Raw genomic sequence first — 17,707 nt, 5'->3', positions numbered from 1 at the left:
TGGCTCTTTCCAAAGAACTGACTTCTTTTATGCAATTTAATAATTGTACAACACTTAAAATTCACAAAACCAGTCCAAGAAATTTTAAATCCATTTTGCAAATGAGCCTAAAGTAGAAACTCCGATATGACTTGGCAAAAAAGCTATCTATCCTATTTTTCAACAATAAAACACATATTTACAAAAGAACTTTACTCAAAACCTGTCCACAAATACAAGTTTTTACTATTCTTCCTGTTCTTACAGAATTTTGTTTTTCGAATTAAAAACAAAAAGATCTGATTGTATATTTTAAATATTTTATCGATACAATATTTCCAATCGTCGAAAAAACTTTCCCTGAATACATACACCATATATATTAGTAGTATGCTTAACAAATCAGCTAGTAAACAAAAATATATACATCTGATTATTAGGAATTAAAAATAGCATTTCGAACAGTACAACAGAAAATTGAATTATGAGAAACTTTAAAACAAACATAGTGAGTTGCATTTTTATGGCAACGGCCTTGCTGTCGCTTTATTCGTGTGAATCAAAAATTAAAAAAGATAATACTTTCACACCAGAATCAGCTTATGTGCAAATTGCTACTGGGCAAACTGTCTTATATGACAAAGATGGAAAAAGTATCAGTCGTGAAGACGATAAAGACTCCTGTTATGGACAAGATGCCGACTATTTGAAAGGTAAAAAGATGGCTTATACCAAGAATGAAGATGGAACCATTACCGACCAAAATACGGGTTTAATGTGGCAAGAGATCCCATACACCGAAGGATTTTCCTGGAAAGATGCAGTAGAATATTGCGAAGATTTGAAACTGGCCAGTTATGACGATTGGCGAGCTCCCAGTGCAAAAGAATTGTATTCCATCAGCGATTTCAGTTCAGGATGGCCTTATATAGATACGACCTATTTTTCACTGGCTTCAGGAGAAATTGGGAAACAGGAACAATATTGGACTCTCAACAATTATGTAGGAACAACTGAAGAGGGTGGATATTCAGCTGCATTTGGAGTTAACCATGTAACTGGACATATTAAAGCCTATGCGGGCGAAGCTCCTTCGATGAAAGATGGTAAAATGCCAGCTCCACCAAATGGGCCACAGGGAACAAAAGGACAAGGAACAGCTCCACCTCCTCCAGGAGGAAAAAATGGAAAACATTTCAATCCTCTATTAAAATATGTGCGTGCAGTGCGAGGTCAGGCATACGGAATCAACGAATTTACCGATAATAAAAATGGTACAATCAGCGACAAGGCAAGTGCCCTGATGTGGACAAAGGATGACAACAAAGAAGGTTTGAACTGGGAAGATGCTTTAAACTATGCTGAGAATTCAAAATTTGCAGGATACTCCGACTGGCGCTTACCTAATGTTAAGGAACTTCAGGGAATTGTAGATTACTCGTATGCTCCGGGAGCACAAGATTCTACAAAAAACAGAGCCGCTATTGATCCAATATTTAATTGCGCATCCATAACAAACGAAGCTGGCGTTGACGATTTTCCTTACTATTGGACCAGTACTTCGGCTCATTTTACCAAAGGAAAACCATATTACTATGCATGGTATGTGGCGTTTGGAAGAGCTGTAAATGCTGAAGGGGTAGACTTTCACGGCGCTGGTGCTGTTCGTTTCGACACAAAACATAAGAATGGTCCTGCCGGAGAAGGCGGAGAAAGATATTACAACTATGTTCGACTGGTTCGAAACATTAAATAGAATAAAACAATTTTATAATCAAGTCAATGAATCCGTCGGGGAAATTTCTCTGGCGGATTTTGCTTTTCGCTTAGGCTTAACTTGATGAATTTTCACCTAAAATTAAGGATTTTATAAAGCATAAAAAATCTAGGAACTAATTTCAAGGAAGAAATTCACCAACTTCTCTAAATTTTTAAGCATTACAATCACTCAATAATAGTTAAAACCATATTCTTCAGCCACTTATCAGACTGTAAATCCTAGAATACCGCAGGGTAAAAGGATCCTCAATATTCCATCCTAAAAAACATTTTGTTATCCTATCTGCGAGATAAAAATACAAAAAAATAACATCCAGAATCACTCCTTTTTCTTTAGGAATTGATTCTGGATGTTTATAAAATTCAATACTTCTTAAGTAATTTCAACTTACTTATCCCGAACTATTCGCACATAGTTTTGAACACGAATAGAATCTGCTGCATTTACCGATTCCATTACCCAATCTGAATAATCACCATATTTAGGATCAGAACGCTGAGCACCTGCTCCATGCCAATCGTAATATTCTGTAGCATCGCTATTGTCTTTGCTATAAGCTTTTCCAAAAGCCAAATAAGTGGCAGTATAAGGAAAATCTCCTAAAGTTGTACTTGTCCAGAACCAACTATCATCATCGGTACAAGAAAAATAATCTTCATCAATAGCTGGCCAGGTTGTTTTGTCGTAATCTACAATACTCTGCAATTCTTTTGTATTAGGCACTCTCCAATCGGTATAACCTGCAAGTTCGCTTTCATCAGCGTAAGCAAGAGCACTTTTCCAATCGTAAGTATTTCCATCATCTTCTTGCTGCCACATCAATCCGGTTGCATTATCGGTAACAGTTCCATCGCCATTGCTGGAAAAATCATTCACTCCATATACATCTTCGGTTCCTCGCACCGCTCTTACAAAACAACCAGGATCTTCAACCCCAGAAGTACCATCAAAGTACAAACCTGTTTCGTAGCATTTAATATGTCCATCAGCAAAATTGTACCCAAAAGCACCTTCAATAGCGATATTTTGCAAGGGACCTTTTGTATACAAAGTACTTGACCAATATTGTCCAGCATAAGACATTCCCTCGCTGTACTCAAAATCGAAATATTCATCATACAAATAAGGTTGAGAATTAGAAGTACTTTCTGAGTCTAAATACCCATTCGAATTAATAAGAGAATATAACTCTTTAATGGTTGGAAGTCTCCAGTCGGTATATCCACCAATTTCCAAATCATCCACATAGTCGAAAGAATCGTAATAATTATGACGTTCAAAATCGGGAGTTTGCTGCCACATTAAACCTGTGTTTAAATCGGTAACCGTACCATCACCATTATCCTGAAATGAGGATGCTGTTCCTGTATATTGAGCATCTTCTCCGTAGTAATCATCCGATTCACCTGGTTCAGAAATTTCATTTCCTTCCTCATCGTAAAAAGTATCTTGTCCGGTATCTGATAAAAAGAAGCTAACCGTTAAATCAGAAGTTGTTTCTGTATCATCATCTGTTATATCATCATCTGAAGTATCATCGCTACATCCAAATAACAATATTGCAAAACAATAAAATGGAATTAGCAATGCTTTTTTAATTATGCTTTTTTGTTTTGTACTCATAGTTTTCGTCTTTTTTAGATTTAAAAATTGTATGGATCAAAAGTATATTTTCTAAAAACAAAAAACGCCCATTCTTGTAAGGATGGGCATAATTTGAGTACAAAAAAGAGTCTACTCTTGCAAGTTCACTTTCCTAACTGGCTGTTTTAGTGTTTTTTATTTTTCCTCTAAATTCAAAAGGGGTCATTCCTGTTTCCAATTTAAAATTGTTGTTAAAACCCGATTTTGAATTAAAACCGGAATCGAAAGCGATCGCCAAAAGCGTATATTTGTCCTGTTCATCGTCTTGAATTCGCTTTTTAACTTCCTTTACCCGATAAGAATTAATGAAGGAATAAAAAGTTTGTCCTAACGAATCATTAATAATTTGGGAGATAAAATGTTTCGGTATTTCTAAAGAATCAGAAAGATCAGCAATACTGAGTTTGGTCTGCAAATAGGGTTTTTCCTTTTCCATAAAAGCCAATAGTTTGCATTTATATTCCTCTTTTACATCCTCGCTTAATTTGTTTCTTACATATTTTTCTTTGCAAAAGGAATCCTCCTCCTTTGCATTACTTTCTACTACTTCGCTATCGTCCAATTCATCCATCACACTCAGATAAACAGGCTGTTGCCTGATTCCCAAATAACCCAAAATATAAACGAAACTTGCAATTAAAACCATTTGAATGTCGCCAATGAGAAAATGCAAATGTTTTCCAATGATCTGCTCGACCAACATTACACACAAGTAGGCAGACACAAAGGAAATAATAATGCCATAGGACCAACGAATAGTTAGATACACGTCCTTATAAGAAAAATGATCTTGAATATTTCTTTCGTGTTTATTGAGGATAATAAGCGTATAAACAGAATATCCGAACAAAGAAATAGATTGAATAATTGAAAAAATAATTTTTGAAGTGTCATTCACTCCCTGCGAATGTGGCCCCATATTATCGGGCGGACCTGGTAATACATCACTATGAAAAAAAACTGCAAGCGAATAGTAGATCAGAAAAGGCAAACAATGAAAAAGCAAGAATTTGTAATTCATTTTCTTCCTGAGTAAGGAAACAACATAAAAATACAAGGCCGGTCCCCACAACAATCCAAAACTCGCATTGATCCATAAAGGAGAAAACCAAGGGGATTGTATAAATAGAACAGGAAGAAGCGATAAATTTAAAAGAACAATAAATAGAATTAAGAACCATTTATTGGTGTGATTTTCCTTTGAAAAAAGAATTATGAGAAGGTAAAAAACACTAGTTACCAATCCTGCACTTGCAAATATATAACCCATTTTAATGAATAGATTTTGAATATTATTTTTAAGATTAACTTTTTTTATTGATTTCAAAAGTAATTAAAACTATTCACCTGAGTAAATTCTCTTATGCTTTCTATCGTAATTGTAAAGCAAAAAACAAAATACAAAGCCGATTGGGAATCACTTAAAACCTGCGAGATACCATGATGGTACAAAGATGCTGAATTTGGAATATTTATTTGCTGGGTACCAACAATTGTACCTGCAAACAATGCAGAATGGTACGGTTTTCATATGTGGAACGAAGGAGAAGTTGACGCATTGGAAAATCCAAGTAAACAAACCTCAAGTACCCATAAATTTCACAAAGAGAATTTTTGGGAGCCTGCCGACTATGGATACACCAAATTTAAAGCTGAATAGCAAAAATAAAATAATACCACTTAAAGATCTGAAAAAGTAACTTTTTCAGATCTTTTTTAATTCTATTTCGTACCGATGCGAATAAAAAATAACAGAAAACAGCCATTAAAGACCAAAACTATCTTGCCATGCGCTGTTTTTTGTATCGTAAAAGCGATATGATTTAATAAAATTTCACAATCTTTACTTAGACTAGAAAAAAACAGTGCCAAAATCTATGGTAGATTAATTGCTGTTTTACTACCAATGATAATTAACCACCAATGAAGAATGCCTATGTTTCCAATTGATATTCGTACCATTTACCTTAGTTTGACTATTACCTGCATAATAAATCTAATATTGATTGGCTCCCTATATTTTCAAATTAAAAATAGATATCCTGGAACTTTTTTAATTCTACTTAGCTTTTTCATGAGCGCAATGGGAAATATTTTGGTTTTTTTACGCAGTGCTATCCCCGATTGGATTTCTATACCAGTAGCCAACACTCTAATTGTTTCATCAACCATTATTTTACTAATTGGATTGGAGCAATTCGTGAAGAAAAAAGGATACCAGCTTCAAAACCATATCCTACTACTTGTTTTTCTTCTCGTTCATTCGTATTTCACGTTTGTAGAACCCAATTTAAACGCCAGAATTATTAATCTCTCCTGCGCTTATGTTCTGGTTAGTTTTCAAATTGCATTTTTAATGTTAAAACGGGCCCCTGCATCCATGCGAAAAATAACTAATCCGGTTGGTTATGTGTTTGTTGGCGTTTTTACTATTCAATTTTTTCGAATCATTTATCTTTTACAAAACAACCAAAAGTTAACCGACTACTTCAAGTCTGAAGCTATAGAATCTCTATTTATATTAACTTGGGAAATCATTATCATATCTCTTACTTATAGCATTTTTTTGATGTACAATAAGCAATTGGTTATAGATGTAAATGCTCAAGAGGAAAAGTTTTCTAAAGCATTTCATGCAGCTCCCTTCGTCATCATGTTATCGAAATTTTCTGATGGAAAAATTTTCGAGGTAAATAAAAATGTCCAATCCATTTTTGGCTATCATCCCAACGAATTAATTGGTATAAAATCGATTGATTTGGGCATATGGGAGCATAATAGCGATCGTCTAAAATTCATCTCCGATTTGCTATCCAATAGAATTGTGATAGAAGATGAATATCTATTTCGTAAAAAATCGGGGGAATTATTTCCTGGACTAGTAACAGCCGAAATCATCAGTATAAATAATGAACAGAGTATTATTTCGGTAATAAATGACATCACCAATAGAAAACAAGCAGAGCTTAAACTTAAGAATAGTGAAGCTTCATTAAGAGAACTAAACTCTACAAAAGACAAATTTTTTTCCATTATTGCTCACGATTTAAAAAGTCCATTTAATGGCATTATGGGCTTTAGTGAGGTATTAAGTGATCAAGTTAAAAACAACAATTATGAAGGAATTGAAAAATATGCTGAGATTATAAATACCTCTTCGCAACATGCCATGGACCTTTTAACGAACCTTATGGAATGGTCGAGAGTACAAACAGGTTTAATAAAGTTCAATCCCGAATATATTGATGTGGTTCCAATGATAAAATCAATTACCGAATTATTAAAAAGTGCCTCGGAACACAAATCAATTACTATTAGTTTAAACAGCTCTATTAATTTCATCTTATATGCCGATAAAGAAATGATCGAAGTGGTATTACGAAATCTTATTTCTAACGCCATCAAATTTACCCCTTACAAAGGAGCTATAAATATTACTACCGTCGAAAAAGAAAACGAATATGTAATTTCTGTTGTTGATAATGGCATTGGCATTGAAAATAATGTGCTCGAAAATCTATTTCGAATTGATAACTCTCACTCAACACTGGGCACAAACAATGAGAGAGGTACAGGTTTAGGCTTAATTCTTTGTAACGATTTTATTGCAAAACACAAAGGCAAAATTTGGGTAGAAAGTGAACTCGATGTTGGAAGTACCTTTTATTTTTCTTTGCCCAAAAACTAAACTCATTAGAATCCTGTAAAATCGAGTCATAGCCAAACGTCTGAGATTTAAAATCTAAGCACAAAAAAAATCAAACTCGAGGTAAGCCGATTTCTGATAGCTCAAAATAGTTACCAAAAATTAAAAGGCAAAGAATACTCCATTTTCTTTTTACTGAGAATTAATAAGCAATACGGCTTTTATCTTTTAAAAAAGACTAATTTTGCAACTGCAAAAAGCAACTACTCTTACCGAAGCTAACACACAATCAGTTAATTATACACAAAACATGAAAAAAGATAACATAAAGCCATCACCAGAAGCAAAAGCACTTTCTCTTTACTTAATGGCCTACAAAACAATAGATCCTATGTGCAAAGAGAAATCGAAACGAATTAATAAGCGTTGGGATCTTGTTAAAGCTAATGAAGTGAGCCTTGGTGACTATATGAATGAAGTGAACGAAATGTTAGCATCCTATGGTGGGTATTCCGAAGTTGTCGAGAAAACAGTTAGGTTTTACATTGACAAAACTGGAGAATGGAAATTAGAAGGAAATGACAAATATTGCCAAGATGCGAAGTTAGTTGCTGATAGAATCTTGAAGAAATAAGCACTTGTTCACAAAGTCAGGATAGCTGAGTACTAAAAATGAGCTCACCGAAATATCATGCCAAAAGGCAAAGATCACATCCGGTAAGCTCATAACTATTAAAAAAGCGATATTTTTAAACAAAAGGATTTTTGTGGTAAGAGAATTGCTACTCAAAAAGTCCGTTTAGTAAATGATCCTCAACCAGATTTGGCACGCTTACCTTTAAATCGGGTCTGCGTTCCATTTCTCGTTTAAGAGCAAAAATAGCACCCTTGTTTCTGGCCCAACTACGTCTGGCAATTCCGTTGTTCACATCGTAAAATAGCATGCTTTTCAAACGGGTGTCGGCTTCTGGTGTTCCATCGAGTAACATGCCAAATCCACCATTGATTACCTCTCCCCAACCTACGCCACCACCATTGTGTATGGATACCCAGGTAGCACCTCTAAAACTATCGCCAATCACATTCTGAATGGCCATATCAGCAGTAAACTTACTACCATCGTAAATGTTCGAAGTTTCGCGGTAAGGTGAATCAGTTCCACTCACATCATGATGATCGCGGCCTAACACTACGGGTCCAATTTTTCCTTCGGCAATGGCTTGATTGAATGCTTCGGCTATTTTCGCACGTCCTTCAGCATCGGCATATAGGATACGAGCCTGAGAACCCACTACCATTTTATTCTTTTTGGCATTTTTTATCCAGGTAATATTATCCTGCATTTGCAACTGAATTTCATCGGGAGAACTCTCCATTATTTCCTTCAAAACTCGCATCGCAATTTCATCGGTTTGGTCTAAATCTTCCGGTTTTCCCGAAGCACAAACCCAACGGAAAGGACCAAATCCGTAATCGAAACACATGGGTCCCACAATATCCTGAACATATGATTTGTATTTAAAATCGATTCCATTTTCAGCCATAACATCCGCACCAGCGCGAGAAGCTTCTAACAGGAAGGCATTTCCATAATCGAAGAAATAAGTTCCTTTTGCAGTGTGCTTATTTATTGCTGCCCCATGACGACGCAAACTTGCCTGCACTTTTTTCTTAAAAGTTTCTGGCTCTTCGCGAATCATTCTGTTAGCCTCCTCATAAGAAGTATCAACGGGATAATATCCTCCCGTCCAAGGAATGTGCAAGGAAGTTTGATCGGAACCAATGTGTATGAAAATATTCTCCTCATCGAAACGCTCCCACACATCCACTACATTTCCAATAAAAGCAATGGAAACAACCTCATTATTCTCCTGAGCCTTTTTCACACGAGCAATCAATTCATCCATCGAATCGATTAGTACATCAACCCAATTCTGTTGGTAACGCTTAGTAGCCGCTTTACGATTCACCTCAGCAGCAATGGTTATGCAACCTGCAATATTTCCTGCTTTTGGTTGTGCCCCACTCATTCCGCCCAATCCGGCAGTTAAGAAAATCTTTCCTGCAGGCGTTTCCTCTTTTTTCAGGATTTTACGAAAAGCATTCATCACGGTAATGGTAGTTCCGTGCACAATTCCCTGCGGACCAATGTACATAAACGAACCCGCAGTCATTTGTCCGTACTGCGATACACCCAGAGCATTAAATTTCTCCCAATCGTCGGGCTTGGAATAATTTGACACCACCATTCCGTTGGTCACCACAACTCTAGGTGCATCTTTCGACGATGGAAACAAACCCATAGGATGACCTGAATACATGTTTAAAGTCTGCTCATCAGTCATGGTAGCCAAATACTGCATTGTTAACAGATACTGCGCCCAGTTTTGAAAAACCGCACCATTTCCACCATACGTAATCAGCTCTTCGGGATGCTGAGCCACAGCTGGATTCAAGTTGTTCTGCATCATAAGCATGATACCTGCCGCTTGAAGCGACTTTGCAGGATATTCCTGAATAGGTCGGGCATACATCTCGTAATCAGGCTTGAAGCGATACATGTAAATGCGACCAAAATCCAATAATTCTTGTGCAAATTCAGCTGCTAATTCTCTATGCCATGCTTTTGGAAAGTATCGCAAGGCATTACGAATTGCCAATTGCTTTTCCTCAACACTTAATATATCTTTTCGTTTCGGTGCCCTATTGGCATCCTTTGGATATTCTTTTTTTGCAGGTAATTCAGATGGAATTCCTTGCAATATTTGTTCTTGGAATGTCATAGCTATTTCTTTACTATTTCACAATAAAAGCTCTGGTCTTTACAAAATTGATCATCGCATAAATATCATCTTTCAACACACGGTCATCTTCTAATTTATCAACCTTACTTCTGATAATATTAAAATTCTTTTCCATGATATCAGAAACATGATTTGGACTTCTAAACTCTAATGCCTGAGCACCGTACATCAATTCAATGGCCAATATTTTTTCAAGATTTCCTAAAATCTGATTGAATTTACGTCCGGAAATACTTCCCATGGAAACATGATCCTCTTGTCCTAAAGAGGTAGGTACACTATCTGCCGAAGGTGGAAAACATAGCGATTTATTCTCTGTGACCAAAGCTGCGGTAGCATACTGAGGGATCATAAATCCTGAATTCAACCCTCCACTGGCAGTCAGCAAACGAGGCAATCCAAATTTCCCTTCCAGTAACAAGTAACATCTTCGATCTGAAATATTACCCAATTCCGATGCGGCAATCGAGCAATAATCCAAGGCCATTGCCAAAGGTTGTCCGTGAAAATTACCACCTGAAATAGCTTCTGTGTCGCTTAACACGATAGGATTATCGGTTACCGAATTCATTTCGATTTCAGCCAACTCATTTAAATGATAATAGGCATTTCTCGAAGCCCCATGTACCTGAGGAATACAACGCAATGAGTAAGGATCCTGAACCCGTCCACAATTAATATGACCCGCTAAATTTTCCGAATTTTGCAAAAGCATACGCATTCGCTCCGCAACTTTCATATTTCCTTTGAACGGACGAATGGCGTGCAATTCCTTTTTAAAAGGAGCTGCACTTCCCTGAAAACCTTCCAAACTCATTGCCCCTGCAACATCTGCTAAATCAAGAAGATATTCCATTTTGTATAAACCAAGAATGGTATGAGCTAGAATAAACTGAGTGCCATTATTCAAAGCCAAACCTTCTTTTGCTTCCAATCGAATAGCAGCTAATCCATGCTTTGCTAACACTTCTTTTGCTGGAACAATTTCTTTCCCTATCCAAAATTCACCTTCTCCTAAAATAGGCAAAAATAAATGCGACAATGGAGCCAAATCGCCCGATGCTCCTACTGAACCTTGTTCGGGAACAACAGGCAACAAATCATTATCTATAAAAAACAGAATACGTTCAATAATATCTAAACGAACGCCCGAGAACCCTTGCGATAAAGCTTGGACCTTGCAAATCATCATTATTTTCGACAATTCTTTTTCAATGGGATTTCCTACCCCTACAGCATGAGAAATCAACAAATTCTCTTGAAGCTTACTTGTCTCTTCTGGAGAAATTTGAGTATCGCATAAAGGACCAAATCCCGTATTGATTCCATAAACGGCCTTTGCAGACGCAGCCATCTTTTCAACCTTAGCTCTACATTCTTTCACTTTGCTAATTGCCTCTGGACTTAAACCTGCTTTTAGCTCTCCTCGAGCTATCTGAATTGTTTTCTCAACCGTTAGGTGATCTATTCCATATTTAAACATAGTTCTGGTAGATTTAATTTTGATCAAAGTTATTTGTATTTTTGATAACTAACAAGATCAAAATAACCATCAAATAATAACTGTGAGTAATCAAATAGAGTTTCGACATTACCGATATTTTCTTGCATTAGCAGAAGATTTACACTTTGGTAAAGCTGCCGAAAGGTTGTACATTTCGCAACCAGGCTTAAGCAGGCAGATTAAACAAATGGAAGAATTTTTGGGTATTAAACTGTTTGAACGTCACAATCGAAAAGTACAGTTAAGCACAGCTGGTCTTTATCTTCAGAAAGAACTAAATAGCACTTTTAATCGCTTGAATGAAATTGTAAATCATGCCAAATTACTAAACGATGGCTTAAATGGAAATTTAAATTTAGCTTACGTTGGATCGGCTATGCAGGATGTAATTCCTAATTTAATGTTGGAATTTAAAAAGCACCATCCAAATGTACTGTTCAGTTTAAAAGAAATGGATAACAACAAGCAAATCCAAGCTTTATTAAATCAGGAGATCGATTTGGGATTTGTTAGAATGGAACGGGTCCCTAGAGGTTTAAAAATTCAATCTGTTTTTGAAGATACTTTCTCATTGGTTCTACCTAAAGATCATCCAATAAATGAGGAAAACTTTAAAAACTTGTCACAATTAAAAGATGAATCTTTCATATTCTTCGACTCTTCGTACAGCGAATCTTATTATGAAAAAATGATGCAAATATTTGATGAAAGTGGATTCTCTCCTCTCATTTCTCATAATACAGTAAATGCGAGTTCTATTTTCAGGCTAGTAGAAAATAATTTTGGAATTTCTATTGTTCCCACCTCATTACAACAAGGATACAACATGAATGTAAAATTTATAGAACTGCTTAAAATTCCTCAACGAACTACATTAAAGCTCGTTTGGAACAGTTTAAATACCAATCCTATTTTAGGAAACTTTTTGAAAGTGATTACTACATTAGTAATCGATACGAATCACAATTTATTTTAAATCACGCATTATAAAAAGTAGCACTCTTTTAATCTTCAATTTTCAAGGGAATTTCGAATTTAAATGTGGTACCAACATCTTTTATACTTTCCACCCAAATTTTCCCTCCATGCTTTTTTACTAATTCATTGCACAAAATTAAACCCAAACCAGTACCTTTTTCATTTTCTGTACCTAAAGTACTTATCCCTTTATTTAGGTCAAACAATTCTTTCTGTTTTTTTAAGCTCATTCCTATACCATTATCTTTTACTGAAACAATTAATTTTGTTTCCTTCAGTTCAACATTAATACTTATTTCTCCATTTATTTTTGTGAATTTGATAGCATTAGAAATTAAATTTCGGAGTATCGTCCTGAATATATTTATATCAATATCAACGTAAATAAATCACTAGATTTTTTTATAAATAATTTAAAAGAAGAAAATAAATCGCAATCTAAACGTGCTTTAATTTATCAACACTTTTGTTCATTTAAACATGTAAATAATACAGTACACTACCTTCTAACAAGCCAATAATCAAACAGATTCAATTGTTAATAAGAAAACACAAAATACAGCTCGATAGTATGAGTAAAATGTATAGCTTTGTCGCTGCTAAAAAATATTGGAAGCAATGGCAGTCTTCCTGCAGTAAGTAATTATCCATCAGGAAATTTAGAGAGAAATAGCTATGAAGCGAGTAAATGCGTACAAAAAATTATTTAATGTAGATCAGGACACTGATCTAAAAAAATTAAAATCGACTTATCGTAATCTGGTAAAAGAGTGGCATCCTGACAAATTTCAATCAGATGATGAAAAATTTGCAGAAGCTGAAATCAAAAGTCGTGAGATTATTGACGCTTATCATTTTTTAGTTAGTATTGCTCCTGAAACCATCGAAGCAAATAAAGATGAATACCAAAAAACAACAAATGAATCGGCCATTGTTGATTACAAGCACAAAGGCTTGTTGCTCGAAATTTCTTTCTTAGATGGAACTACTTATGAATATTTTGGTGTACCAAGAACGGTGTTCAACAAATTCATCAATTCAGATAAGCAATACCGATTTGCCAAAAGAAGTATTTTCAATTCCTACTTGTACCGTAAATCAAAAAAGGATGCTGTAGCAGCCTAAAACAATATTTTCAATATCATACCCAAACTACTTCGGGTGTGATATTGTTCTTATTCCCCCCAACACCTTACTAAAAAATAAGAAGTTAAACCTCTATTTTTTCCTTTCGCCTCCCCAGAAAAATAATTCCGATCTGAGTCCTTTTTGTCGCATTTTTTTCTTGAAAAACGAATTCAATACCCTATGAACTAAAATTTCTGTGTAATTTAAACATCTAAAATTTTCAACATGAATTTGACCATCGACAACATCCTGCTCATTGGATCTATACTATTATTTATTAGTCTTATAGCTGGTAAAACATCCTATAAATTTGGTATTCCAACTTTAATCCTTTTTTTGGCTATTGGCATGATGGCTGGCTCTGATGGTTTTGGAGGCATATTTTTTAACAATCCAAGAATTGCAAAATTTATTGGCATTGTATCCCTAAATTTCATTCTTTTTTCGGGAGGTCTTGATACTGATTGGAAACAAGTAAAACCAGTTTTGAAAGTTGGATTAAGCTTGTCTACTCTGGGCGTATTGCTCACTGCCTTAAGTTTAGGAACTTTTGTTTGGCTCATCACCGATTTCACGATCTACGAAAGTTTACTATTAGGCTCCATTGTATCTTCAACCGATGCAGCAGCTGTATTTTCTATTCTCCGGGCAAAAAATCTATCCCTCAAATTGAATCTCAGACCGACTCTGGAATTAGAAAGCGGAAGTAATGACCCTATGGCTTACGTGCTTACCATCGCGTTTCTTTCCCTAGTTGTCAATCAGGATCAAAGTATCTATTCCTTAATTCCTTTGTTTTTTACACAAATGATTGTTGGTGGACTTTTAGGTTTTGGTTTTGGATGGCTCAGCAAACTGATCATCAATAAAATAAAACTAGATTTTGAAGGACTCTATCCCGTTTTAGTCATATCCTTAATGCTCATTACCTTTTCATTTACCGAATTTATAGGCGGAAACGGATTTTTGGCTATCTATATTTGTGCTGTTTATTTAGGAAATCAGGACTTGATCCATAAAAAGACCATTCTAAAAATGTTCGATGGAATGGCCTGGTTGATGCAGATTATTCTGTTCCTAACCCTTGGATTACTAGTATTCCCGTCGCAATTATTTACCTGGTCGGTTGTAGGATTAGGCTTACTCATCTCCCTATTCCTAATTTTCCTTGCAAGGCCAATAGGTGTATTTCTAAGCCTGGCACTTTTTAAAATGAAATTACGAAAACGACTCTACATTTCATGGGTTGGATTGCGAGGAGCTGTGCCTATTGTGTTTGCAACCTATGCTTTGTTAGCAGGAATTGAGAAAGCAAATATGATCTTCAACATTGTATTTTTCATTTCCTTTAGCTCCATTTTAATTCAGGGAACAACACTTTCTCTGGTTGCAAAATGGCTTAAGCTTGCGCTTCCCGAAAGCTCAAAATTACTAACCACACATGATACCCTGCTAAGCGAATATCCCAAAACCACTATGAAAGAACTCAAAATAGAAGCAAACAGTCCTGCAATTGAGAAGAAAATTGTTGAACTAGCTTTTCCTCCAAATGCAATCATTGCCATGATAAAACGAGATAACAAATACCTCACTCCCAATGGATCTACGGTAATTAAAAACAAAGATATTCTTGTTGTTTTATCCGAAAATAAAGAGGTCTTAAACAATGTATTGGATAGCTTAGAAATTAAACCAAATTAAAATGGCAGCCATTACTAAACCATAAAAACTTTCAAGCAGCAAAAAAAGGTAAAACACATTGAAAAAAACATTTTTACAATCCAGTTGTTTTACTAATATGATTGCACAACTTATACTAATTCTGTTATTGATAAAGCCTAACACAATGACTCTTGTCGAATTCAACTCGTCTACAAATATATCCGATTGGTTCATCGTTAATGATGTGATTATGGGAGGAAAATCCAATTCTGATTTTTACCTAAATAAGGAAGGTAACGCCATATTTAAAGGCTTTGTATCTCTTGAAAACAATGGCGGTTTTTCCATGTCAAAACATCCTTTTGAACAAACATCTATCCATCAGTTTAGCAAGATAGTTTTAAAACTTAAAGGTGATGGTAAAAGATACCAATTCCGTGTCAAATCCAACGCGTCAGATGCTCATTCTTATGTAAGTTATTTTGAAACGAATGGCGAATGGCAACTTATTGAAATTTTTCTATCACAATTGGTTCCCACTTTTCGTGGACAAACACTAGATAAGCCAAACTATCCTGCTAAAGTTCTGCAGGAAATTGCATTGCTTATTGGAAATCAAAAAGCAGAAAGCTTTCAATTGGAAATCAAAAGCATTGTCTTAAAATAATTTTAAAAAGGCACAGGTAATTATTTATTGTCTACATATTTTGCTTGTAAATTCTATATCTTTATTCTTAAAAATAAGCCGAATATAGAATATGCAGCAAATTCGAAGTTTTTTTCTGGGAATTGTAATTTTAACAGGAGTTCTTCTGAATTCATCTGCACAAGAAAATGCGATTGTAACTAAAATTAGCTTTACTGGAATAGATAGTCTGCAAAAAGACGTTTTATTAAAACAGATGAGCACCAAAGCCAGACCCTTCACCGGAAAACTAAGTTTCTGGAAAAAAACGGCACGATTCTCAAGTTTCACATTCGAAGAAGACCTTCTTAAATTGAAAAAATACTATCAGCAAAATGGTTTTTTAGATGCAGCTATTGCTTACGAACTGCTACCCAATAAAAAAAACAAAAAACTTGCTATTCAAATTAAAGTCCGCAAAGGAATACCAATTTTATATGGAGATATAAATTACCAATTAAATAACAATTCAGCACTTGTAAGTTTTTTAGACTCCTTACAAACAAGTATCTCCATTAAAGAAGGCATGCCATTTCAAGATGAAAAAGTCCTTTTTACAGAAAATTTACTTCATGAAAAATTCAGTCAAAAAGGATATCCTTTCGTTCAGGTAGAAAAAAGCATTAAACTGAATGAAAAAGAAAAGCTCGCAGACATTACGTTCAGCATCAGTCTGGGAAATAAAAGCCACTTCGGTGCCATACTGCTAAGTGGTGACTCTTTAATCGACAAATCGTACATCCTAAAACATATTGACCTAAAAAAAGGCAATGCATTTTCGCAGGCTAAATTGGAAAAAACACAAGAAAGTTTGTTCGATATGGGTTTATTTAAATACGTGATTATACGCGCAGTAATGGACAGTGCTCTTCACGATCCCATTCCCATCTCCATTCAAGTAAAAGAACTTCCTCGATGGTCGTTAAAAGTTGGTGCTGGTTATGGAAGCGAAGATAAAATTAGAACATCCATACTACTGAAACGGATTAATTTTTTGGGTGGAGGACGAACTTTACTAATCAAAGGAGAACGGTCCTACTTCACACCAATCGACATTGAAAGTAAATTCATACAACCTGATGTATGGGGAAAAAATCTAGATCTCATTGTAAACCCCTATTTTTCACGCGAACGAGAGGATAGTTATGAAGTAGACCGATTGGGTACCGCACTTACCTTACAAAAACAACTAACAAAAAAATCATCAACGTCTATAACCTACACTTTTGGAAAAGACAAAGTTGATTTGACTGAAGATTCCAGTTTAACCACCGATGAAGAAGACGAACTGAACACCAATAAATCAGGAATTACACTCGGTTACAATTTAAATACTACAAACAACCTATTTTCGCCTACAAAAGGATGGAAATACGAGGGCAGTTTAACCTATATGGGAATAGGCTTAAATTCTGAATATCACTACTACAAAATAATCTCCGAGCTAAACTATTTTCATCCTATGGGCAAAAAAATCGTTTTTGCTAACAAATTAAAAGGTGGAATTATGAAACCAACACAGGGTGATTTGGCAACGCCAATTGAAGATCGATTTTTAATGGGTGGGGCATTATCCTTGCGAGGATGGGGAAGAAACAACATCTCACCTACCGACGATTCGGGAAGTCAGTTGGGTGGAAACAGCATGTTCGAAGCCAGCAGTGAACTCCGTTTTCCTTTATTTGGCATATTTTCGGCAACCGCCTTTGTAGATTTTGGAAATGAATGGTACAGTTCTTGGAAATTGAAACTAAACGACCTAAAATACGATGCTGGTTTGGGCTTGCGAATTCAAACTCCAGTAGGACCCATTCGCTTAGATGTGGCAAGTCCTGTTTTCGATGGTCAATTTAGAACCCAATTTTTTATTACCATTGGTCAAGCGTTTTAATGTAAA

General features: G+C 35.4%; 13 protein-coding genes and 1 pseudogene. 9 read left to right on the top strand and 5 right to left on the bottom strand.

Annotated features, from left to right (window positions below; translation table 11 throughout):
* Positions 1-487 precede the first annotated feature (487 nt).
* The gene (locus ABYT26_RS11455) at positions 488-1,735 is read left to right on the top strand and encodes a DUF1566 domain-containing protein (RefSeq protein ID WP_372753976.1); all 1,248 of its coding nucleotides are present in this window, start codon (positions 488-490) and stop codon (positions 1,733-1,735) included.
* A 411-nt stretch (positions 1,736-2,146) separates the two neighbouring features.
* On the opposite strand, the gene ABYT26_RS11450 is transcribed toward ABYT26_RS11455, so the two are convergent.
* Complete coding sequence (locus tag ABYT26_RS11450) at positions 2,147-3,382, bottom strand: DUF1566 domain-containing protein (RefSeq protein ID WP_372753974.1); 1,236 nt, start codon at positions 3,380-3,382, stop codon at positions 2,147-2,149.
* Positions 3,383-3,515: 133 nt separating this feature from the next.
* The gene (locus ABYT26_RS11445) at positions 3,516-4,673 is read right to left on the bottom strand and encodes a helix-turn-helix domain-containing protein (RefSeq protein ID WP_372753972.1); all 1,158 of its coding nucleotides are present in this window, start codon (positions 4,671-4,673) and stop codon (positions 3,516-3,518) included.
* A 186-nt stretch (positions 4,674-4,859) separates the two neighbouring features.
* Between ABYT26_RS11445 and ABYT26_RS11440 the strand changes: the two are divergent.
* The 3 genes and pseudogenes from ABYT26_RS11440 to ABYT26_RS11430 form a co-directional block, all read left to right on the top strand.
* Positions 4,860-5,063, top strand: a pseudogene (locus ABYT26_RS11440) (hypothetical protein); the annotation flags it as partial.
* Positions 5,064-5,477: 414 nt separating this feature from the next.
* Complete coding sequence (locus ABYT26_RS11435) at positions 5,478-7,091, top strand: ATP-binding protein (RefSeq protein WP_372753970.1); 1,614 nt, start codon at positions 5,478-5,480, stop codon at positions 7,089-7,091.
* Between the two features lie 268 nt (positions 7,092-7,359).
* Complete coding sequence (locus ABYT26_RS11430) at positions 7,360-7,683, top strand: hypothetical protein (RefSeq protein ID WP_372753968.1); 324 nt, start codon at positions 7,360-7,362, stop codon at positions 7,681-7,683.
* A 148-nt stretch (positions 7,684-7,831) separates the two neighbouring features.
* Here the strand turns inward: ABYT26_RS11430 and ABYT26_RS11425 are convergent, their stop codons facing one another.
* Both ABYT26_RS11425 and hutH read right to left on the bottom strand, forming a co-directional pair.
* On the bottom strand, positions 7,832-9,832 hold the full coding sequence (locus tag ABYT26_RS11425; protein WP_372753966.1) for a urocanate hydratase: 2,001 nt from the start codon (positions 9,830-9,832) through the stop codon (positions 7,832-7,834).
* A gap of 13 nt (positions 9,833-9,845) precedes the next feature.
* On the bottom strand, positions 9,846-11,336 hold the full coding sequence (gene hutH / locus ABYT26_RS11420) for a histidine ammonia-lyase (RefSeq protein ID WP_372753964.1): 1,491 nt from the start codon (positions 11,334-11,336) through the stop codon (positions 9,846-9,848).
* Positions 11,337-11,418: 82 nt separating this feature from the next.
* On the opposite strand from hutH, the gene ABYT26_RS11415 reads away from it, so the two are divergent.
* Complete coding sequence (locus ABYT26_RS11415; RefSeq protein ID WP_372753962.1) at positions 11,419-12,333, top strand: LysR family transcriptional regulator; 915 nt, start codon at positions 11,419-11,421, stop codon at positions 12,331-12,333.
* A gap of 28 nt (positions 12,334-12,361) precedes the next feature.
* On the opposite strand, the gene ABYT26_RS11410 is transcribed toward ABYT26_RS11415, so the two are convergent.
* Entirely contained in the window at positions 12,362-12,697 is a 336-nt protein-coding gene (locus ABYT26_RS11410) for a sensor histidine kinase (protein ID WP_372753977.1), read from the bottom strand.
* A gap of 313 nt (positions 12,698-13,010) precedes the next feature.
* On the opposite strand from ABYT26_RS11410, the gene ABYT26_RS11405 reads away from it, so the two are divergent.
* The 4 genes from ABYT26_RS11405 (at position 13,011) to ABYT26_RS11390 (ending at position 17,701) form a co-directional block, all read left to right on the top strand.
* The gene (locus ABYT26_RS11405; protein WP_372753961.1) at positions 13,011-13,460 is read left to right on the top strand and encodes a KTSC domain-containing protein; all 450 of its coding nucleotides are present in this window, start codon (positions 13,011-13,013) and stop codon (positions 13,458-13,460) included.
* Between the two features lie 228 nt (positions 13,461-13,688).
* The gene (locus ABYT26_RS11400; RefSeq protein ID WP_372753959.1) at positions 13,689-15,164 is read left to right on the top strand and encodes a potassium/proton antiporter; all 1,476 of its coding nucleotides are present in this window, start codon (positions 13,689-13,691) and stop codon (positions 15,162-15,164) included.
* A gap of 145 nt (positions 15,165-15,309) precedes the next feature.
* Positions 15,310-15,792: a CIA30 family protein gene (locus tag ABYT26_RS11395; protein WP_372753957.1), complete on the top strand. Its 483-nt coding sequence runs from the start codon at positions 15,310-15,312 to the stop codon at positions 15,790-15,792.
* A 91-nt stretch (positions 15,793-15,883) separates the two neighbouring features.
* Positions 15,884-17,701, top strand: coding sequence for an outer membrane protein assembly factor (locus tag ABYT26_RS11390; protein WP_372753955.1), 1,818 nt, complete (start codon positions 15,884-15,886; stop codon positions 17,699-17,701).
* The last annotated feature ends 6 nt before the right edge of the window (positions 17,702-17,707 follow it).

The organism is Labilibaculum sp. (genome assembly GCF_041595635.1).
Lineage (GTDB): Bacteria > Bacteroidota > Bacteroidia > Bacteroidales > Marinifilaceae > Labilibaculum.
The sequence above is the reverse complement of the archived record's forward strand: the minus strand, read 5'-3'. Positions and strand labels throughout refer to the sequence as shown.